This is a genomic window from Amycolatopsis xylanica (assembly GCF_900107045.1).
Taxonomy (GTDB): domain Bacteria; phylum Actinomycetota; class Actinomycetes; order Mycobacteriales; family Pseudonocardiaceae; genus Amycolatopsis; species Amycolatopsis xylanica.
The window spans coordinates 80,482-100,232 of record NZ_FNON01000007.1 but is presented as its reverse complement, the minus strand read 5'-3'; the positions used below and the strand labels follow the sequence as shown (position 1 = coordinate 100,232).

Annotated in this window: 17 protein-coding genes; 10 read left to right on the top strand and 7 right to left on the bottom strand. The window is 69.7% G+C overall.

Annotated elements, in window-relative coordinates:
- Positions 1-83 precede the first annotated feature (83 nt).
- Together BLV57_RS29940 and BLV57_RS29935 are read left to right on the top strand one after the other, a co-directional pair.
- A complete protein-coding gene (locus BLV57_RS29940) occupies positions 84-1,472 on the top strand; it encodes a M28 family peptidase (protein WP_091294436.1) in 1,389 nt (462 codons plus the stop codon).
- 14 nt (positions 1,473-1,486) lie between these two features.
- Positions 1,487-2,278: an SDR family NAD(P)-dependent oxidoreductase gene (locus tag BLV57_RS29935; RefSeq protein WP_091295055.1), complete on the top strand. Its 792-nt coding sequence runs from the start codon at positions 1,487-1,489 to the stop codon at positions 2,276-2,278.
- 53 nt (positions 2,279-2,331) lie between these two features.
- Here BLV57_RS29935 and BLV57_RS29930 read toward each other — a convergent pair whose 3' ends face one another.
- Positions 2,332-3,096: an RlpA-like double-psi beta-barrel domain-containing protein gene (locus BLV57_RS29930; protein WP_143047178.1), complete on the bottom strand. Its 765-nt coding sequence runs from the start codon at positions 3,094-3,096 to the stop codon at positions 2,332-2,334.
- Between the two features lie 111 nt (positions 3,097-3,207).
- A complete protein-coding gene (locus BLV57_RS29925) occupies positions 3,208-4,899 on the bottom strand; it encodes a bifunctional 3'-5' exonuclease/DNA polymerase (protein ID WP_091294432.1) in 1,692 nt (563 codons plus the stop codon).
- A gap of 181 nt (positions 4,900-5,080) precedes the next feature.
- Between BLV57_RS29925 and BLV57_RS29920 the strand changes: the two genes are divergently transcribed.
- Entirely contained in the window at positions 5,081-6,709 is a 1,629-nt protein-coding gene (locus tag BLV57_RS29920) for an acyl-CoA synthetase (protein WP_091294430.1), read from the top strand.
- Here BLV57_RS29920 and BLV57_RS29915 read toward each other — a convergent pair.
- Positions 6,706-7,605, bottom strand: a complete 900-nt coding sequence (locus BLV57_RS29915; protein WP_091294428.1) for a hypothetical protein — start codon at positions 7,603-7,605, stop codon at positions 6,706-6,708. The two genes, BLV57_RS29920 and BLV57_RS29915, sit on opposite strands and share 4 nt — an antisense overlap.
- 221 nt (positions 7,606-7,826) lie before the next feature.
- Between BLV57_RS29915 and BLV57_RS29910 the strand changes: the two genes are divergently transcribed.
- From BLV57_RS29910 to BLV57_RS29880, 7 genes are all read left to right on the top strand, one after another.
- On the top strand, positions 7,827-9,011 hold the full coding sequence (locus tag BLV57_RS29910) for a S8 family peptidase (protein ID WP_091294427.1): 1,185 nt from the start codon (positions 7,827-7,829) through the stop codon (positions 9,009-9,011).
- 129 nt (positions 9,012-9,140) lie between these two features.
- Positions 9,141-9,875, top strand: coding sequence for an SDR family oxidoreductase (locus BLV57_RS29905; RefSeq protein ID WP_091294425.1), 735 nt, complete (start codon positions 9,141-9,143; stop codon positions 9,873-9,875).
- Complete coding sequence (locus BLV57_RS29900) at positions 9,872-10,924, top strand: phosphotransferase family protein (RefSeq protein ID WP_091294423.1); 1,053 nt, start codon at positions 9,872-9,874, stop codon at positions 10,922-10,924. Before BLV57_RS29905 ends, BLV57_RS29900 begins: the two co-directional genes overlap by 4 nt.
- On the top strand, positions 10,925-11,584 hold the full coding sequence (locus BLV57_RS29895; RefSeq protein ID WP_091294422.1) for a histidine phosphatase family protein: 660 nt from the start codon (positions 10,925-10,927) through the stop codon (positions 11,582-11,584).
- A gap of 9 nt (positions 11,585-11,593) precedes the next feature.
- Entirely contained in the window at positions 11,594-12,514 is a 921-nt protein-coding gene (locus BLV57_RS29890; RefSeq protein ID WP_091294420.1) for an SMP-30/gluconolactonase/LRE family protein, read from the top strand.
- A 33-nt stretch (positions 12,515-12,547) separates the two neighbouring features.
- A complete protein-coding gene (locus BLV57_RS29885; RefSeq protein WP_425426054.1) occupies positions 12,548-14,719 on the top strand; it encodes a heavy metal translocating P-type ATPase in 2,172 nt (723 codons plus the stop codon).
- A gap of 37 nt (positions 14,720-14,756) precedes the next feature.
- A complete protein-coding gene (locus BLV57_RS29880; protein WP_091295051.1) occupies positions 14,757-15,974 on the top strand; it encodes an MFS transporter in 1,218 nt (405 codons plus the stop codon).
- A 1-nt stretch (position 15,975) separates the two neighbouring features.
- Here the strand turns inward: BLV57_RS29880 and BLV57_RS29875 are convergent, their stop codons facing one another.
- From BLV57_RS29875 to BLV57_RS29860, 4 genes are read right to left on the bottom strand one after another with little or no spacing between them, the layout of a single operon-like run.
- Positions 15,976-16,803, bottom strand: coding sequence for an enoyl-CoA hydratase family protein (locus BLV57_RS29875; RefSeq protein WP_091294418.1), 828 nt, complete (start codon positions 16,801-16,803; stop codon positions 15,976-15,978).
- A complete protein-coding gene (locus tag BLV57_RS29870; protein WP_091294417.1) occupies positions 16,800-17,492 on the bottom strand; it encodes an SDR family NAD(P)-dependent oxidoreductase in 693 nt (230 codons plus the stop codon). Before BLV57_RS29870 ends, BLV57_RS29875 begins: the two co-directional genes overlap by 4 nt.
- Positions 17,489-18,997 carry a benzoate-CoA ligase family protein gene (locus tag BLV57_RS29865; RefSeq protein ID WP_091294415.1) on the bottom strand — a complete coding sequence of 503 codons (1,509 nt, stop codon included), beginning with the start codon at positions 18,995-18,997 and terminating at the stop codon, positions 17,489-17,491. The genes BLV57_RS29870 and BLV57_RS29865 overlap by 4 nt, the downstream gene beginning before the upstream one ends.
- Positions 18,994-19,746 (bottom strand): creatininase family protein, encoded by a 753-nt coding sequence (locus BLV57_RS29860; protein ID WP_091294414.1) that lies wholly within the window; start codon positions 19,744-19,746, stop codon positions 18,994-18,996. The genes BLV57_RS29865 and BLV57_RS29860 overlap by 4 nt, the downstream gene beginning before the upstream one ends.
- Positions 19,747-19,751 lie beyond the last annotated feature (5 nt).

Sequence of the window (19,751 nt, the reverse complement as noted above, 5' to 3'; positions counted from 1 at the left end):
CGCGTGACCGCGTGCCACCGCGATGCCCCCGCCCCTCGCGGGGGCATCGCCCGCCAGTCCCGCCGAGCAAAGGATTCGATGCCATGATCAAGCGGTATCTGCTGGCCGCGTTGCTGCCGCTGGCCTGCGCCGTACCCGCCGAGGCACACCCCTCGCTCGCGGACACCCTGGCGAGGGAGGTCAGCGGCGCGCACGCGTGGCACCACCTCCAGGTGCTCTCCGCCGCCACGCTCGCCAACGGCGGCACCCGTGTTTCCGGTTCTCCCGGCTATCAGGCGAGTGCCGACTACGTGACGAAGACGCTCACGCGTGCCGGCTACCGGGTCCACCGCCAGGAATTCAGCTTCCCCGACTACGAGGTGGTCGCCGAGAAGGCGGTGCGGATCGGGCCGGAGATCCGCGAACTGCACCCGCTGATCTCGATCTCGTCAGTGTCCACTCCGGACGGTGGACTGACCGCTCAGCTCGCTGTGCCCACCGGAAAGTCCACCGGGTGCGTCGCCGAGGACTACGCGGGCGCCGACGTCACCGGCAAGATCGTGCTGGTCGACATCGGGGGCTGCCCGACCGGCGAGAAGCAGCTCGCGGCCTCGGGAGCGGGTGCCGTCGCCATGCTGATGAACGTGAACTCGCCGAACCCCGCGCTCAATCTGCGGTATCGGATCCTGCCTCCCGCGGACGCGCGGATTCCCACCGCGACGGTGTCCCGGGCCGAAGCGGAATACCTGCGTTCCGCCGCCTCTCCGGTGACCGTGCTGCTCGAGCTGCGTACTCGCGACAAGATCACCACGACGTTCAACCTGATCGCCGACACCGCCACCGGCGACGCGGAGCGCACGGTCGTCATGGGCGCGCACCTCGACAGTGTCGAAACCGGTCCCGGCGTCAACGACAACGCGGCCGCGTCCGCCATGGTGCTCGAAACCGCCGTCCGGCTGGCGCCGCACGCGAAATCGCTCGAGAACCGGGTGCGATTCGCCTGGTGGGCCGGCGAGGAAAAGGGCTTGCTCGGCTCTCAGTACTACGTCAACCAGCTGAGCCCCGAGCAGCGGCGGCAGACCGCGCTATACCTGAACCTGGAGATGATCGGTTCGCCGAACTTCGCCCGTCAGGTCTACGACGGACAGTCCGGACCGCCGGGCTCGACGCGCATTTCCGAGCTGCTCAAGGGCTACTTCGCCGCGCGGAAACTGCCGACGGTCGAGCTGGCGCTGGACGGGCGGTCCGACCATGCCCCGTTCGCGGCGGCCGGGATCCCGGCCGGTGGCGTCAATGGCGGTGCGGAGAAGCTCAAGCCCGCCGAGTGGGTGGCGTTGTTCGGCGGTACCGAGGGCGAGATGCTGGATCACTGCTATCACCAGCTCTGCGACACGCTGGACAACGTCAACAAGACCATCTTCGATCAGTTCGGCCGCGCCATGGCCTGGACACTCGGCCGGTTCGCGGGGAGCGCCCACGGCTTGTACCCGTGAGTAACATGCGCGTCATGGACCTTCGCGGAAAATCAGTGCTGATCACCGGCGCGACCGGCGGGCTCGGCCAGGCCATCGCACGCAGGCTGCGCGCCGAGGGCGCCGAGCTCATCCTCACCGGCCGCCGGGCCGAGGTGCTCGAGGGCTTGGCAGGCGAGATCGGCGGCCGGGTGATCGCGGCCGACCTCGCCGACGCCGCGGACGTCGAACGGCTCGCGAAGGAGACCGGCGACGTCGACATCGTGGTCGCCAACGCGGCACTGCCCGGCGGCGGCGTGCTCGAGTCGTACACCACCGGCGAGATCGACCGGGCGCTCGACATCAACCTGCGTGCGCCGATCGTGCTCAGCCGGGTCTTCGGCGAGCCGATGCTGGCGCGGGGGAGCGGGCACATCGTGTTCATCTCGTCGTTGTCCGGCAAGGTCGCCGGACCCGCGAGTTCGCTCTACAGCGCCACGAAGTTCGGCCTGCGCGGGTTCGCGCTGGGCCTGCGCGAAGACTGGAACCCGCGCGGTGTCGGCGTGAGCAGCGTGAACCCCGGCTTCATCCGCGACGCGGGCATGTTCGCCGACGGTGGCGCCCAGCTCCCGCCCGGGGTCGGCACCCGCACGCCGGAGGACGTCGCGGCCGCGGTCGTCCGCGCGATCCGGGACAACAAGGCCGAGATCGACGTGGCGCCGCCCGCGCTCAAGGCGTCGACGCTCTTCGCCACGATCGCCCCGCAGACCGCCGCGCGGGTGGCACGGCGCCTCGGCTCCGACCGCCTCGCGCATCAGATGGCCGAGGGACAGCGCCACAACCGTTAACCGAGTCGTGAGTGTTGCGGCCGGTTCTAACCGGCCGCAACACTCACGACCCTTTAGCTGACGAACTCCCAGGTGACCTTGACGCGGCCTTCGGCGCGGTTGGCGATCTTGTCGAAGGCGGCCGGTGAGAGGTCGATGTCGCCGAACTTGCCGGGTGGCTGTGGTGAGATGTCGCCGAACTTGGCCGGTGGCTGCGGTGAGTCGGACCGGTCCGCGACGGTGGCGATCACCGACTCCGAACCGTTGGTGATCCTGGCCTTGCGGCCGCACAGGCTGCTCGTGTTCGGGTTGCCGCCCGGCGCGGGATCGAACATCGACGCGGGCAGCGCGAAGATGAGATCGGTGTTCTTGGTCGGCTTGCCGCAGGCTCCTGTGCCGGTGAAGTCCGTGGCCGTGGCGTCGTCTTCGATCGGCACCTTGCCGAGTGCCACCGAGCCCTCGATCGGGTCGATGAGGAAGGTGTCGGCGTTGACGAAGGCGGTGTCGAGGATGTCGGCTTCGCCGTCGTCACAGGATCCGGTCCGCATCTGCAGTACCAGCGCGGGATCGATCGCCTCGAGTTCGAGGTTGTCGAAAACGCGGACGTACGGGCCGTGTGTGGTGGGCAGGTCGATGCAGTCGGCCAGGCCGAGCGTCACGTCCGCGTCGAGGATCTCGAGGGTGTGGCCGTCCGCGGTTTTCAGGCAGAGTGAACCGGGGACCAGTTTGCACAATGTGTAGGACGGCACCCAGTTCATGACCACGACGCCGGCTCGCGCGACGGTGGCGGTGGCCAGCGTGAGCGACATTGCCGCCAGTACACAAAGGAACTTCCTCATGTGCGCCTCCTTTGGCGAGCATGAGTTTAGGCTTGGCGAAGCGCCAATGGCGAAAAGTCTTCCGATCCGGTGAATGTCGCCAGCGGACGGTCGGAAATCGGTAATCGCGGGTTATTTGGCGTCGGCGTAGCTGTCCACTGTGGTGATGTGCAGCGGGAAGTGGACCGGGCACGACGGGCCGAACATCAGGCGGGCCGCTTCGGTGACGCTTTCTTCTATCTTGTGGGTGACTTCTTCCGCCAATTCCTCGGGTGCGTGGACCAAGACCTCGTCGTGTTGGAAGAACACCAAATGGGCGGGCGAAGGAAGATTTTGCCGCAGGATCGCCAGTACTACGGCCGTCATGTCCGCCGCGCTCGCCTGCACGACGAAGTTGCGGGTGAAACGGCCCCAGCCACGGGACGCGCGGCGGGCCTTGGTCTCGGTCGCGGTGTCCTCTGTGGCGCCGCCGGTGAGCGCGCGCCAGGCGTCCGACGGGGCGGGGGAGGTGCGGCCGAGACGGGAGCGGACGCGCTCACCGCGCTCGCCTGCCTGGGCCGCATGCTCCACATAGGACACCGCGTCCGGGAAACGCTGACGCAGCAAGGCGAGCAGCGGGCCCGCCTCGCCGGAGGTGCCGCCGTACATCGCCGAGAGCATGGCGATCTTCGCGCGAGACCGGTCGTCTGAGTCGTCTCGGGCGGGAGGGACGTAGCGGGCGCCGGAGAACATCGCCTTGGCGAGCGAGTCGTAGAGGTCGGTCGAGCCGGAGACTTCGGCCAGCCGTCTGTCGCCGGACAAGGCGGTGAGCACGCGGGGTTCGAGCTGGGCGGCGTCGGCGACGACCAGCTTCCAGCCCGGGTCGGCGCGGACACAGCCGCGCAGGGTCTTCGGGATCTGGAGCGCGCCGCCGCCCCGGCTCGCCCAGCGGCCGGAGACGACACCGCCGACCACGTACACCGGGCGGAAGCGGCCGTCGGAGACCCACTCGTCGAGCCAGGTCCAGCCGTGCGCGGCGTACAGGCGCGCGAGTTCCTTGTATTCCAGCAGCGGCGCGACGGCCGGGTGGTCGATGCCGCGCAGCAGATACGCCCGTGCCGACGGGACCTCGATGCCCGCGCGGGCGAGCGCGCGCACCACGCTGGGCGGGGAGTCCGGGTTGACCGGGCGGCCGCCGAACGCCTCGCTGATCTTCGCCGCCAGCTCGACGAGCCGCTTCGGCCGCTGTCCCGCGGGGAGCCGGGGACCGAAAGTCTCGGTGAGCAGGGTGGCGTGCACGTCCGCGCGCCAGGGCAGCCCGTCCAGTGACATCTCGGCGGCCGCCAGCGCGCTCGCCGACTCGGCCGCGAACAGCAGCCGCAAACGGTCGGGGTGCAGCGTGGTGCTCGTCCGCCGCTCCTGCTCGTCGAGCACCAGCGCCGCCGCCTCGACCACCCGGACACCCTCGGGCAGCGACGGCCCGCGAGTCTCGAACAGCGTGGGCTGCTTGTCCTCGCCGTGCGCCGGGCCCTCGGCGGGCGGCTCCTCACCACGAAGCCGCGCGAGCGCCGCGATCAGGCTGCGCGACTCCGCCTCCCTGCCCTCGTACATCAGCAGCAGGCCCTCGGTCAGCGCCAGGTCATGGCACCGCCGCACCCGGACCCCGGCCCGCAGCAGCACGGGATACGTCTGTTCCACCGAGGGGAACACCCAGCGCGGCGCCTTCTCGCGCTCGATCTCCGCCGCGACCGCCGCGAACTCCTCCGCCGAAAGATCCCGTCTGTCCAGTCCGGACCCGGCTAACGCGAATCGTCCATCCTCCTCCACTCCCGCGATCACCCGCACCTGAGCATTGTGCGCCCGCCCACCGACAGTTTCCGCGCATGATCACGACCTGACATTCAGCGAACGGCCTAATGCGTTCGTTCAGGCCGTCGGTTACTGTCGGAAGGAACCCCATACCGACGGTACGTCGAAACCGCGGGTATGGGGTGCGCGTTCGGTCCGCAGCAACGGAGGTGCCCGGATGAAGTACCCGCCCAGCGTGTCCGAGATCGCCGGCAAGGTGACGGAGACGCTCCGCAGCATCGAGGTGATGTGGCAGGCAGGGCTGGTCCCGTTTCCCCGGGTGGACGAGGGGTTGCGCTCGGTCGTCGCGATCCGCAAGTACGGCCCGTTCGCGGGCGCGAACCAGATCGCCGCGCGGCGTGACCCGAAGGCCGTCGGCATCGTCGACGAGCTCGGCCCGCTGACCTTCAAGCAGCTCGACCAGCGGTCCAACGCGCTCGCCAGGGCCTGGTCGGAGCGCGGGATCAAGCCGGGCTCAGTCATCGCGGCGCTCTGCCGCGACCACCGCGGGCTGGTCGTCACCATGCTCGCCGCCGGCAAGCTCGGCACCCGCCTGCTGCTGATGAACACCGGTTTCGCCAAGCCACAGCTCGCCGACGTCGCGAAGCGCGAGGGCGTCCAGGCGCTCGTCTACGACCAGGAGTTCACCGGCCTGCTCGACGCGGTGTCCCCGGACGTCGAACGCTATCTCGCGTGGGTCGAGGGCGACCGCCCCGACGAGGACATCCCGGTGCTCGAGGAGCTCATCGCCAGCACCGACGACCGCGCCTGGCCCGCGCCGGCGAAGCCCGGCGGTTTCGTGCTGCTGACCAGCGGAACCACCGGCACGCCGAAGGGCGCCCCGCGCGCGGAGACCTCGGTGCTGCACTCGGCCCAGTTCCTCGACCGCATCCCGCTGCGCTCCGGCGAGGCCATGTTCATGGGCGCGCCGCTGTTCCACGGCACGGGGCTGTCCCAGTTCATCCTGGCGTTCGCGCTGGGCTCGACCGTGGTAATGCGCCGCAAGTTCAATCCGGAAGAGACACTGCGCGGCATCGCCGAGCACCGGTGCACCTCGCTGGTCCTGGTGCCGACCATGCTGCAGCGCATCGTCGACCTGCCCGCCGAGGTGCTCGCGCGCTACGACACGTCGTCGCTGCGGATCGTCTTCGTCGCGGGCTCGGCGCTCTCACCGGATCTCGGCAACCGCACGACCGCCGCGTTCGGCGACGTCATCCACAACCTGTACGGCTCCACCGAGGTCGCGGTGGTCACCGTCGCGACCCCAGAGGACTGGCGCAAGGCGCCCGGCACGGTCGGCCGCGCGCCGGTCGGCTGCAAGGTCGCGCTGTTCGACAAGGACAACAAGCCGGTGACCGAGCCGCACACGGTCGGCCGGGTGTTCGCGGGCAGCGGCCTGTCGTTCGGCGGCTACACCGACGGCCGCACCAAGGAGGTCGTCGACGGCCTCATGTCGACCGGCGACGTCGGCCACTTCGACGAGGACGGCCTGCTCTTCATCGACGGCCGCGACGACGAGATGATCATTTCGGGCGGCGAGAACGTCTATCCGATCGAGGTAGAGCACCTGCTCGTCGAGCGCGAGGACGTACTGGAAGCGGCGGTCATCGGGGTCCCGGACGCGGACTTCGGCCAGCGGCTGAAGGCCTTCGTCGTCCGGACCGAAGACTCCACTTTGGACGTCGACGGCGTGCGCGAGTACGTCAAGTCCAACCTGGCCCGCTACAAGGTGCCGCGCGAGGTCGAGTTCCTGGAGGAACTGCCGCGCAACGCCACCGGCAAGGTCCTGCGCAGCAAGCTTTCTTAGTCCCACTCGATGCCGAAGACGCCGGGGCCGAAGTCGAGCGCGACCGCGTGCACGCCGCCCGCGGTGTCCAGCTGAAGCTCCCGGCGGTCTTCGGCGAGCCCGGTCCGTGAGTACTGCCAGCATTTGCGCGGGGTGTTGGCCTCGTCGAAGCGGATCTCCAGCAGGTACTCGCGCACCGGCCTGCGGAACTCGCGGTAGTGCGTGTTGCGGCATTCCGGATACGGCGGCCCGGTGTTGGCGAGCGAGTACTCGATGAGGTGGGTCTCGCCGCGATTGATCGCGCGCTCGAACAGCAGCTCGGCGACCAGCAGCCCGTGCTCGGACGCCGCCGTGCGCCCGACGCTGCAGTTGCGCAGCGCCTCCAGCGACGGTGGCTCGGCGTCGGGATCGCCCTGCGCGTAGACGAGCAGCCAGCGGTCCTGGCCGTCGGCGTCGGCCTGGAAGACCGCGCGGGCGGTGACGGCGCGCTGGCCGCCGTCGGGCGCGATGTCGCACTGGTCGTGCAAACCGACCAGTTTCAGCTGATGACGCAGGTCGAGCGCATCGGGCGCGCCGACCTGTTCCAGCAGCGCCTGGAGCTCTTCGCGGGGGAACGTCAGCGGCTGATCTGCGGTGCGCAGGTTTCTGCGGGAGGATGAGCCGCGGGGGCGTGGTGGCGGCAGTAGGCCGAGCAGCGCGCCCGCCGGGATCGACAGCAGCTCTTCGAGCACGCGGACGGCGGACAACGAACTCGCTCGTTCGGGTTGCCGCTTCCCTGACTGCCAGTAACTGAGCGCGGTCACGCTGACGGACACGCCGCGTGCCTGCAACCGGGCCTGGATCCGGTCGAGACTGAGTCCACTCGCCTCGATCGCGGACCGCAGAGCGGCGGCGAACGTGGTGATCCCGGAGCTCATGTGCTGGCCGACCGCCCCCCGCTCGATAACAACACGAAGAACATTATCAGTTTGAAGTAACGATCCGCCTACGCTCATCACCTGGACCCGTTACCCCGAAGAGTGGTCATTACCTACTCCGAATGGCCTAGTACTGGTAACTGTGAATCATTGCCCAGCCGCGAGAGTCACGATTGGCTGACTGCCAGCAACGTCATGACATTCCGGCAGAAAGGGACCCAATGGGCAACTCTCACAGGTACCGGCGCGCGGCGATCGGGATCACGGTCGCGGCCGTGGCGGTGGCCACCGCCGCACCGGCACTGGCGGCCCAGCCCGAAGGCCAGATCCGTGCGGCGGGCGGCGCCGACGCGGTGAGTGACAGCTACATCGTCGTCTTGAAGAACGCCGGTTTCGCCGCGCAGGCCCAGAACCTCGCGTCGAAGTTCGGCGCGAACGTCGGCCGGACCTTCGGCGCGGCGCTCAACGGCTTCTCGATCCACGCCAGTGAGACCGAGGCGAAGCGGCTCGCCGCCGACCCGGCCGTCGACTATGTGGTGCAGAACCGCCGCTTCCACATCTCCGACACCCAGCAGAACCCGCCTTCGTGGGGGCTCGACCGGGTCGACCAGCACGACCTGCCGCTGGACAGCAAGTACACCTACGCGACGAAGGCCGACAACGTCACCGCCTACGTCATCGACACCGGTGTCAAGGCGACTCACAAGACGTTCGGGGGCCGGGTCTCCGGCGGCAAGGACTTCATCGACAACGATGACGACCCGACGGACGAGCAGGGTCACGGCACGCACGTCGCCGGCACCATCGGCGGCACCGAGTACGGCCTGGCCAAGGGCGTCAAGATCGTCCCGGTCCGGGTGCTCGACGCCAACGGCAGCGGCACGACCGAGCAGGTCGTCGCGGGCATCGACTGGGTCGCGGCCAACGCCAAGGGCGCTTCGGTGGCCAACATGAGCCTCGGCGGCGGCGCCGACGACGCGCTCGACTCGGCGGTGAAGGGCGCCATCGCCAAGGGCGTCACCTTCGGCGTCGCGGCGGGCAACGAGTCGCAGGACGCCAGCAAGGTCTCGCCTGCCAGGGTCAAGGAGGCCATCACGGTCGCCGCCTCGGACAAGACCGACAAGCAGGCCAGCTTCTCGAACTTCGGCGCGACGGTGGACATCTACGCGCCGGGCGTCGGGATCACCTCCAGCTGGGGGATCGGTGGCGACGACGCCACCAACACCATCAGCGGGACCTCGATGGCCACGCCGCACGTGGTCGGCGCCGCGGCGCTGTACCTCTCGGCGCACCCGGACGCCACCCCCGCGCAGGTCGCGGAGGCGCTGACGGGTAGCGCGACCTCGGGCAAGATCACCAACCCGAGCTCGGGCACCCCGAACAAGCTGCTCTACGTCGGCAGCTAGTACCCAGTAGAAGCCCGAAAGCCACTTTCGTCAGATCGCATCTGACGGAAGTGGCTTTCGGGCTTTCTGTACGGGCGTGCATACCGACTGGTTGGTCAGGTTTGTTACCAGGCGGTAGGGTGCTGAACCATGCGGAAGAACATCGTCATCACGGGCGCGAGTTCCGGGCTGGGCGAGGGGATGGCCAGGCTGTACGCCGCGCAAGGCCGCAACCTGGCACTGTGCGCCCGCCGGACCGATCGGCTCGACGCGCTCGCCGGCGAGCTCAAGCCTGCCACCGTGGTCACCCGCGGGCTCGACGTGAACGACCACGACGACGTCTTCGCCGCGTTCAAGGAGTTCCGCGAGCGCCTCGGCGGGCTGGACCGGGTGATCGTCAACGCCGGGATCGGCAAGGGCCAGCCGGTCGGCACCGGCCGGTTCGACGCCAACAAGCAGACGCTGGAGACCAACTTCGTCTCCGCGCTCGCCCAGTGCGAGGCGGCGCTGGAGATCTTCCGCGAACAGAACCACGGGCACCTCGTCGTGGTGTCGTCGTTCGCCAAGCTCCGCGGCATGGCCGGGAACACCACCGCGTACGCCGCGTCCAAAGCCGGGTTGTCCTCGCTCGCCGACGGTATCCGCCTCGACCTGGCCAAGACACCGATCAAGGTCACCGCGCTGATGCCGGGCTTCATCGAGTCCGGGATGAACGTGCGCGACGGCAAGAACCCGCTCGTCGCCAAGGCGGAAACCGGGGCGAAAGCGCTGGTCAAGGCGATCGAGACCGAGAAGGCGAAGGCCTATGTGCCGACCTTCCCGTGGGCGCCGCTCAGTGTCGTCTTCCGGGTGCTGCCCGACGCGGTGATGCGGAAGCTCGTATGAGCGACAAGACCGTGGCCGTCCGCACCGAGGACGCGTTCGACGTCGAAGCCGTGCACGTCTGGCTCCAGTCCCGGGTCGACGGGGTCGACGGCAGGCCCGAGGTGCGCCAATTCCCAGGCGGCGCTTCGAATCTGACCTATCTGCTGTCCTATCCGGACCGCGACCTGATCCTGCGGCGGCCGCCCGCCGGGCACAAGGCGGCGTCCGCGCACGACATGCGCCGCGAATATCGGGTCCAAAAAGGACTCAAGCCGGTTTTCCCTTATGTCCCAGAGGTCAAGGCCTTCTGCGACGATCCTGAGGTCATCGGCGGCGACTTCTACGTCATGGACCGTCTCGACGGGCTCATCCTCCGGCGGGAGCTGCCGGACGGCTTCCAGCTGGACGAACAAGCGGCGCGGGCGTTGAGCGGCAAGGTCGTCGACCGGCTCGTCGACCTGCACTCCGTCGACATCGAGGCGGCCGGGCTCGCCGACCTCGGCAAGGGCGCCGGGTACGTCGAGCGCCAGATCCGCGGCTGGTCGGAGCGCCTGCGCAGGTCGCACACCGAGAACGTCCCCAAGTTCACCGAGGTGATGGCCTGGCTCGCGGCGAACCAGCCCGGTGAGGTCAAGATCTGCCTCATCCACAACGACTACCGCCTCGACAATCTCATTCTCGACGACGGGCTCGACATCATCGGCGTGCTCGACTGGGAGATGGCCACGCTCGGCGATCCGCTGATGGAACTCGGCAGCACGCTCGCGTACTGGGTGCAGGCCGATGACGACGACGGCATGAAGGCCAGCCGCCGCCAGCCGACCGACCTGCCCGGCATGTACACGCGCCAGGAGTTCGTCGAGCACTACGCGCGGCGTACCGGGCTCGACATCGGGGACTGGCGGTTCTACGAGGTCTACGGCCTGTTCCGGCTGGCCGTGGTCATCCAGCAGATCTACTACCGCTTCCACAACGGGGACACGCACAATCCCCGCTTCAAGGACTACTGGCAGTTCGTCGGCTATCTCGACTGGCGCTGCCGCGAGACCATCAGCAAGGGGCGTGCGTGAATGGGCGCGATCTACCTGGTCCGGCACGGGCAGGCCTCGTTCGGCGCCGCCGACTACGACCAGCTCTCCGAGCGCGGCTTCGAGCAGTCCATTGTGGTCGGAGCCGAACTCAGGCGGCGCGGCGTCGAGTTCGCGCAGGCGCGCTCCGGTTCGCTGGCCCGTCAGCGTGACACGGCCGCGACCGCGCTCAAGGAGCTCGGCAGCGACGTGAAGGTCGTCGAAGATCCGCGCTGGAACGAGTACGACCACGTCGAGATCGCGCGCTACCACGCGGGCGGCGCCGAGCAGGGCGACGATTCCCGCGCCTACCAGAAGGCGCTCGACGTCGCGCTGACCGCGTGGTGTGACGCGGGCGAAACCGGGCCGTGCGGGGAAACCTGGCCCGCGTTCCTGTCCAGGGTCACCGCCGCGGTGCACGAACTCGCCGCCGAGCTCGGCAAGGGCGAGAACGCGGTCGTCTTCACCTCCGGCGGCGTGATCGCGACGGTCTGTGGCGCGCTGATGGGCACGCCTGCCGCCGGGCTGGTGAAGCTGAACCGCGTCACGGTGAACGGGGGGATCACCAAGCTGATTTCCGGTCGTGGCGGTGTCACACTGCTGTCGTTCAACGAGCACCCGCACTTCGAAGCGGAGCAAGCGGCGATGCTCACTTACCGCTAGGAGGACCCGATGCGGTTCGGCGAGGTCAAGGTCATCCCGGTCGGCGGGCACGGGCCGGAGGACGTCGTGGTCGACGCCGAAGGCCAGGTCTACACCGGCCTCGCGGACGGCCGGATACTCCGGCTCAGTCCCGACGGCTCGCGCATCGAGAAGATCGCGCACACCGGTGGCCGACCGCTCGGTCTCGAACTGCACGGCGAGGACGAGCTGCTCGTCTGCGACGCGAACCTCGGCCTGCTGACCGTCGGCATCAACGGCGGCAAGGTCACCACGCTCGCCACCGAGGCGCTCGGGCTCAAGCTGGTCTTCTGCAACAACGCCGCGGTCGCGCAGGACGGCACCATCTACTTCACCGACTCCTCGCGCCGGTTCCCGATCACGCACTGGCGTGACGACCTCATCGAGCAGACCGCGGGCGGGCGGCTACTGCGCCGCGACACCGACGGCACGATCGACCTGGTCGCCGACGGCCTCCAGTTCGCCAACGGGGTCGCGCTGCCGCCGGACGAGTCGTTCGTCGCGGTCGCCGAGACCGGCTCGTTCAAGGTCACCAGGGTGTGGCTGACCGGCGAGAAGGCGGGCACCGTCGACACGCTGCTCGACGACCTGCCCGGCTTCCCCGACAACATCTCGACCGGCAGCGACGGCCTGATCTGGGTCACCCAGGCGAGCCCGAAGGTGCCGGCGCTGGACGTCGTCCGCAAGCTCCCGTCGCCGCTGCGCTCGCTGGTCCGCTCGCTGCCGCCGGGCCTGCAACCCGCGCCGAAACGCGAGGTCGGCGTGCTCGGCGTGGCGGCGGACGGCACCGTCGAACGCGAGCTCAGGGGCGAGATCGACGGCTGGCACATGCTCACCGGTGTCCGCGAGCACGGCGGCAAGCTCTACTTCGGTAGCCTGGACGAGCCCGCGATCGCCATGACCAGCGTGTAAGGGGAGCTACCCCCTAGGGGTATCATCCGTGTGGTGGCGAGTGAACAGATCGAGCTGGCCGTCGGCGGGATGACCTGCGCGTCGTGCGCGGCCAGGGTCGAGCGGAAGCTCAACAAGCTCGAAGGCGTGTCCGCGACGGTCAACTACGCGACCGAGAAGGCCATCGCCTCGGTGCCGCGCGGCACCGACCCGGCGCTGCTGATCGGCGCCGTTGAGAAGGCGGGCTACACCGCCGCCCTCGAGCAGCCCGACGACGAGATCTCCGAGCACGTGCTCGGGACCCGCCTGCTGGTCTCGGCGCAGCTCGCCTGGCCGGTGCTCGTGCTGGCCATGGTGCCCGCGCTGCAGTTCCCGTACTGGCAGTGGGCGTCGCTCCTGCTCGCCACGCCGGTGGTGCTGTGGGGCGCGTGGCCGTTCCACCGTGCCGCTTTCAAGAACGCACTGCACGGGACGTCCACAATGGACACCCTGGTCTCGATGGGCACGCTCGCCGCCTACGGCTGGACGCTCTACGCGCTGTTCTTCGGCGGCGCGGGCAAGATCGGCATGACACACGGCTTCTCGTTGTCCGCGGGCGGCGGCGCCGCGATCTACCTCGAAGTCGCCGCGGGTGTCACCACCTTCCTGCTCGCAGGCCGCTACTTCGAGGCACGTGCCAAGCGCCGCGCCGGATCGGCGCTGCGTGAGCTGCTTTCCTTGGGCGCCAAGGATGTCGCGGTCCTGCGTGACGGCGAAGAGCACCGCGTCCCGATCGCCGAGCTCGCCGTCGGCGCCGAGTTCGTCGTGCGGCCGGGCGAGACGGTCGCCACCGACGGCGTGATCGTGCGCGGCGTGTCCAGCGTCGACACGAGCATGGTCACCGGCGAGTCCGTGCCGGTCGAGGTCGGCGAGGACGACGCGGTCATCGGCGGCACGGTCAACCTCGGCGGCAGGCTCGTGGTGCGCGCGGCCAAGGTGGGCGCGGACACCCAGCTCGCGCGGATGGCCAAGCTCGTCGAGCAGGCGCAGACCGGGAAAGCCCAGGTCCAGCGCCTGGCGGACCGGGTGTCGGCGGTGTTCGTGCCGGTCGTGCTCGCGCTGTCGCTGCTCACGCTCGGCGGCTGGCTGGCGTTCGGCGACGGCATCGAGCCCGCGTTCGTCGCGGCCGTCGCCGTGCTGATCATCGCCTGCCCGTGCGCGCTCGGCCTCGCGACGCCGACCGCGCTGCTGGTCGGCACCGGCCGCGGCGCCCAGCTCGGCATCCTCATCAAGGGCCCGCAGGTGCTCGAATCCACCCGCCGCATCGACACGGTCGTGCTCGACAAGACCGGCACGGTCACCACCGGCAGGATGGCGCTGCGCGACGTCCACACCGCCGACGGCGCCGACCCGGCCGAGGTGCTCCGCCTCGCCGGAACGGTCGAGCACGCCTCGGAACACCCGGTCGCCCAGGCGATCGCGGCTGGCGCGCGCGAGAAGTTCGGCACGCTGGACGAGCCGTCGGACTTCACCTCGCTCGAGGGACTGGGCGCGCGCGGCGTCGTCGACGGCCTCGAGGTCATCGTCGGCCGCCCGCAGTTGTTCGGCGAGATCGCCCCCGACCTGGCGGACCTGCGAGCCCGCGCGGAGCAGGACGGTCACACGGCGGTGCTCGCCGGCTGGAACGGCCGCGCGTACGGCGTGCTCGCGGTCGGCGACACGGTCAAGCCGTCCGCCGCGGGCGCCGTCCGCGAATTCCAGGCGCTCGGCCTGCACCCGGTGCTGCTGACCGGCGACAACGAGACGGTCGCCAGGGCCGTCGCCGCCGAGGTCGGCATCGACGAGGTGATCGCGGGCGTGTTCCCCCAGGGCAAGGTCGACGTGATCAAGCGGCTGCGGGACGGCGGTCACGTCGTCGCGATGGTCGGCGACGGCGTCAACGACGCGCCCGCGCTGGCCACCGCCGACCTCGGCATCGCCATGGGCACCGGCACGGACGTCGCCATCCACGCCGGGGACCTGACGGTCGTCCGCAGCGACCTGGGCGCCGTCGCGGACGCGATCCGCTTGTCCCGCGCCACTTTCCGGACGATCAGGGCCAACCTCGGCTGGGCCTTCGGCTACAACGTCGCCGCGCTGCCACTGGCCGCGCTGGGCCTGCTGAACCCGATGATCGCGGGCGCCGCGATGGCGTTGTCCTCGGTGTTCGTGGTGTCGAACTCGTTGCGCCTGCGGCGGTTTCGCTAAAGCCTGAATCCGGGACCGTCAGGTACGCTCCGTGACCATGTCGACACTCGCGGAGCCCTCGGTTTCGGTCACCCGCGGATGGATCGCCCGGCTCTCACTGGCCAATCTGGGGTTCTGGGTCGCCGTGCTCACGCCGATCCAGGTGCTGCTGCCCACGCAGATCGAGCGGCTCGACCCGGCCGGCAAGGAAACGCGGCTGGCCATCGTCACCGCCTGCGCCGCGATCGTGTCGATCATCGCCGCCCCGGTCGCGGGCGCGCTGTCCGACCGGACGCTCTCGCGGTGGGGACGCCGCAGACCCTGGATCGCGGGCGGCGTCGCGCTGTGCGCCTTGTCGCTGGTCGCGCTGCCGTTCGCGGCGAGTGTCGCGGTGGTGGCGGTGTGCTGGTCGCTCGCGCAGGCCGGGCAGAACGCGCTGTTCGCCGGGATGAGCGCGACCGTGCCCGACCAGGTGCCGGTCCGCCAGCGCGGGGTCGTCTCGGCCTTCGTCGGCCTGCCCGCGCCGTTGGGCCTGGTGTTGGGTGTTTTCCTGGTGACCGCGGTGGTGCCGGACCTGACCGGCGGCTACCTCGTGGTCGCGCTGGCTCTGGTGCTGCTCACCGCGCCCTTTCTGCTGGGCACGGCGGATGACCGGCTCACACCGGCGGAGCGCCCGGTGTTCACGTTCCGCTCGTTCTGGATCAGCCCGCGCCGTCATCCCGACTTCGCGTGGGCGGCGATCTCCCGCCTGGCCATCCAGCTCGCGAACTCGATCGCGACGCTGTACCTGCTCTATTTTCTGCGTGACGTAGTCCATCTCGCCGACCCCGGCGGCGGCGTGTTCGTGCTGACGCTGCTGTACACCGGCGGGATCCTGCTGACCAGTGTGGTGGCGGGCAAGCTGTCGGACCGCAGTGGCAAGCGCAAGATCTTCGTCGTGGTCTCGTCCGTGGTGATCGCGATCGCGATGCTGATCCTCGCCGCCTGGCACACGTTCCCGGCGGCGATGGCCGCGGCTTTCGTGCTGGGTCTCGGTTATGGCGTGTACGTGGCCATCGACAACGCGCTGATCACCCAGGTCCTGCCCGGTGCGCGAGACCGCGCGAAGGACCTGGGTGTCATCAACATCGCCAACACCGCGCCGCAGGCGTTCGCCCCGCTGATCGCGGGCGGGGTGATCGCGTTTTCGGGCAGCTACACGGTGCTGTACCTGATCGCGGGCGCGGTCGCGCTGATCGGGGCGCTGCTCGTCCGCCCGATCCGCGGGGTGCGCTGAGTCAGCGTCCCGTCCACTGTGGACTACGGCCCGCCGACCACGCGGCGTAGAACTCCTTGTGGTCCTTGGCGGTCATCAGCAGGGCCTGGGTGATGGCCTCGAGTTCGATCGAGCTGCCGAGGTCCATGTCCAGCTCGCGCGTGAGCAGGACCTTGGTGGTCGAGTAGGCGAGCGCGGGGCCGTCGGCGAGCCTGCGGGCGAGCGCGGCAGCGGCGGCGGGGAGGTCCTCGTCGTCGACCACCTGGCTGGCGAGGCCGATCGCCTCGGCCCGCTCGGCGGGCAGTTTGTCGCCGAGCATCAGCAGCTCGGTCGCACGGCCGAGGCCGACCAGGCGCGGCAGCAGATAGGCCGAGCCCATGTCCGCGCCTGCCAGTCCGACCTTCGTGAACAGGAACGCGAACTTCGCCGAGCGGGCGAGCAGGCGGAAGTCACTGGCCAGCGCGATGACCGAGCCCGCGCCCGCGGCGACGCCGTTGACGGCCGCGATCACCGGCAGCGGGCACTCACGCAGTGCCTTGACGACCGCGCCGGTCATCCGGGTGAACTCGAGCAGCTCGGCGGTCTCCATCTTCTGCAGCTCGCCGATGATCTCTTCGACGTCGCCGCCGGAGCAGAAGCCGCGGCCCTCGCCGGTCAGCACGAGCACGCGGATGTCGTCGCGATGCGGCAGCTCGGCCAAGAGGTCGCGCAGGTCGGCGTAGACGTCGAAGGTGAGCGCGTTGAGCTTCTCCGGCCGGTTGAGCGTCACGGTGGCGACGCCGTCGGCGACTTCGAAGCCGAAGTGCGCCCAGCTTTCGGTGATCTTCGCGGACGCGCGGAACGGGCTCACTTCTGGATTCCTCCTCCGTCGAGGACAAGGGTCTGTCCGTTGATGGCGGCCGCTTCGGGCGCCGCCAGGAACGTCACCGCGAAGGCGACTTCCTCAGGCTCGAGCAATCGGCCGAGCGGTGACGCGGCGGCCAGCGCGGCCTCCGCGTCGGCCTCGGCGCGACCGGTGGTCTCGGTGATCCGCGAGATCGAGGTCGCGGTCATGTCCGTGCGCACGAACGCCGGGCACACCGCGTTGGCCGTGACCCCGGTGCCCGCGACCTCGGCCGCGACCGCGCGCATCAGCCCGACCGCGGCGTGCTTCGAGGCGGTGTAGCCGGAGGTGTAGCGGTAACCGGCGTGCGAAGCCGTCGACGCGACGGTGACGATCCGGCCCCGGTCGCGTTCCCGCATGCCGGCCAGCACCGCGCGGGTGCAGAGGAACGCGCCGGTGGCGTTGACGTCGAGCTGGGCGTGCCAGTCGGCGAGCTTCGTCTTGGCGAGCGGGGCGCTGGCGGAGATCCCGGCGTTGTTGACCAGCACGTCGACCTGGCCGAGCCCGGCGAAGAACTCGCGGACCGCGGTCTCGTCGGTGACGTCGCAGTCCCGGCGTCCTGGCGCGATGACCTCGTCGCCCGCGGCGCGGAACCGGTCCGCGATCGCCGCGCCGATGCCCCTGGTGCCGCCGGTGACGACGACGAGCCGGGTCATGGCCTGGTCCGGAGCGCGCGGCGGTCCAGCTTGCCGTTGGCGGTGCGGGGGAGTTCGGGCACGAAGCACACCTCTCGCGGGTATTTGTGGGCCGCGAGGTGTTCTCGCGCGTAGTCCTGCAGTTCGGTCTCGGTCACCGTGGCGCCGGCACCGACGACGACGTAAGCGCGGGAGAGCACCAGCCCGTCCTTCTCGTGGCCGACGACCGCGCAGTCGACGACCTCGGCATGCCCGAGCAGGCAGTCTTCGATCTCACCGGGCGCCACGAACACCCCGCCGACCTTGAGCAGGTCGTCGGCGCGGCCGTGGTGCGTGAAGAAGCCCGCTTCGTCCCGGCTGAAGAGGTCGCCGCTGCGCAGGGTGTCACCGTGGAAGGTGCGCCGCGACTTTTCGGCGTCGCCGCGGTATTCGCGGGCGATCGTCGGGCCGGTGACCTCGAGCGTGCCGATCTCACCGTCGGGCAGCTCCTGGTCGAGTTCGTCGATGACCCTGACCTGGTAGCCGGGCACGGCCTGGCCGAGACTGCCACGCCGCGCCTGGCCCGGCCGGTTCGACAGGTAGATGTGGTAGGCCTCCGACGAGCCGATCCCGTCGACGACTTCGACCCCGAAAGTGCTGTCCCACTTGCGATGCAGCTCCGACGGGAGCGCCTCGCCCGCCGAGGTGCACAGCCGGAGCGAGCTGAGGTCCTGCTTCGCCGCGTCCGGGTGCGCGACCATCGCGCTCATCATGGTCGGCACGTTGACCAGCACGGTCGGCCGATGCCGCGCGATCAGCTCGAACATCAGGTCGGCCGTCGACCGCTCCGGGAACGGGATCCCGGCCGCGCCGACCCCGAACGGGAACAACGCGACGAGATCACGGGCGTAGCCGAAGAACAGCTTGGGCACGGCGAGCACCCGGTCGTCCTCACGGAGGCCGAGCACACCCCGCGCGTAAAGCTCGAAGCTCTTGAGCGGGCTGCTGATCGGGTGGGTGCACGCCTTGGGCGAGCCGGTGCTGCCGGTGGTGAACTTCCAGATCACGATGTCGTCGGGCCCGCGCGGCACGGCCTCCAGCTCGGGCGAGGCCTGTGCGACGAGTGTCTCGAAAGGACGTTCGCCCGCCCGTAGTTCTTCTTCGGGGACACCGCGCACGAGCAGGTTCGTCGCGCCCGCCTCGCGGAGCGCGGGCAGCGTGACGGCGTCCGCGACGACGAGTTTCGCCTCGGTGTAGCCCAGGTAGTAGGCGTAATCCTTGGGCTGCAGGAACGGATAGACCTCGGCGGTCACCGCGCCGATCTTCTGCGCGGCGTACCAGGTCGCGACGAACTCGACGCCGTCGCTGAGCGCCAGCAGCACCATCTGTCCACTTCGGACACCCAGCTCGGTGAGCACGGTGCCGATGCGGTTGGTGAGCTCCGCGAGTTCGGCATAGGTGGTCTCGCCGTCGCCGGTGATCAGCGCGGGGTTGGCGCCCCGGCCTTCGGAGACGTTGCGGTCGACGAAGAAGGAAGCAAGGTTCACGCGTACTCCCGGATCGTCTCGACCAGCATGTCGGTGAGGATTTCGAAGGTCGCTTCGCCTTCGTCCGGCGTGGCTTCGGCCGGAGCGCCGCAGTACGCCTGGTGCATGCCCATCGCCTGGAAGTCATCGCGGCCTTCGCGCATCGCTGCCGGCATGTCGACAGGCAGATAGGGGAGCGCGCACATGGACTCGGCGTCGACCAGTTCGGGACGATCGGCCAGCACCAGCGAGGTCTCGTAGCGTCCCGCGTGGCATTCCCCGGCCTGGAACTCCGCGGTGAGCCGCTGCGCGTTCCGCCGCCTGACCAGGTCCAGATAGCCGATTTTCTTGCCGTGTAAGGCTTCTACGGTCTCGACGACCCGCCGCAGCGTCGCGACGTGCGCGGGTTCGAAGTGGTTGTTGACGATGACCACGCGCGGCAAGCCCTGCTCGATCAGCGCCGCGCAGACGTCGACGACCAGCGCGTGCAACGTCTCCGCGCCGATGTGGACACCACCCGCGAACCCCGCGGCGAACTTGGTCACCCCATAGGGAAGGGCGGGCAGCACGAGGACCCGGACGGCCGGATCGTCCGCCAGCCTGGCCGCCGCCCTGGCGCACATGCCCTGCGAGATGAGCGGGTCTGTGCCGAGTGGAGCGTGCGGCCCGTGCGGCTCGATCGCACCGACCGGCAGCAGCAGCACCGGCACGCGCGCGCCTTCGCGGATCGCCGCCACCTGGGGTGAAGTGAGATCCGCGAAGTTCGTCACAAGAT

Bases quoted from the DNA above. Each gene is read 5' to 3' on its own strand.
- BLV57_RS29940 (WP_091294436.1), top strand. From the start codon at position 84: ATGATCAAGCGGTATCTGCTGGCCGCGTTGCTGCCGCTGGCCTGCGCC.
- BLV57_RS29935 (WP_091295055.1), top strand. From the start codon at position 1,487: ATGGACCTTCGCGGAAAATCAGTGCTGATCACCGGCGCGACCGGCGGG.
- BLV57_RS29930 (WP_143047178.1), bottom strand. From the start codon at position 3,096: ATGAGGAAGTTCCTTTGTGTACTGGCGGCAATGTCGCTCACGCTGGCC.
- BLV57_RS29920 (WP_091294430.1), top strand. From the start codon at position 5,081: ATGAAGTACCCGCCCAGCGTGTCCGAGATCGCCGGCAAGGTGACGGAG.
- BLV57_RS29915 (WP_091294428.1), bottom strand. From the start codon at position 7,605: ATGAGCTCCGGGATCACCACGTTCGCCGCCGCTCTGCGGTCCGCGATC.
- BLV57_RS29910 (WP_091294427.1), top strand. From the start codon at position 7,827: ATGGGCAACTCTCACAGGTACCGGCGCGCGGCGATCGGGATCACGGTC.
- BLV57_RS29905 (WP_091294425.1), top strand. From the start codon at position 9,141: ATGCGGAAGAACATCGTCATCACGGGCGCGAGTTCCGGGCTGGGCGAG.
- BLV57_RS29900 (WP_091294423.1), top strand. From the start codon at position 9,872: ATGAGCGACAAGACCGTGGCCGTCCGCACCGAGGACGCGTTCGACGTC.
- BLV57_RS29895 (WP_091294422.1), top strand. From the start codon at position 10,925: ATGGGCGCGATCTACCTGGTCCGGCACGGGCAGGCCTCGTTCGGCGCC.
- BLV57_RS29890 (WP_091294420.1), top strand. From the start codon at position 11,594: ATGCGGTTCGGCGAGGTCAAGGTCATCCCGGTCGGCGGGCACGGGCCG.
- BLV57_RS29880 (WP_091295051.1), top strand. From the start codon at position 14,757: ATGTCGACACTCGCGGAGCCCTCGGTTTCGGTCACCCGCGGATGGATC.
- BLV57_RS29870 (WP_091294417.1), bottom strand. From the start codon at position 17,492: ATGACCCGGCTCGTCGTCGTCACCGGCGGCACCAGGGGCATCGGCGCG.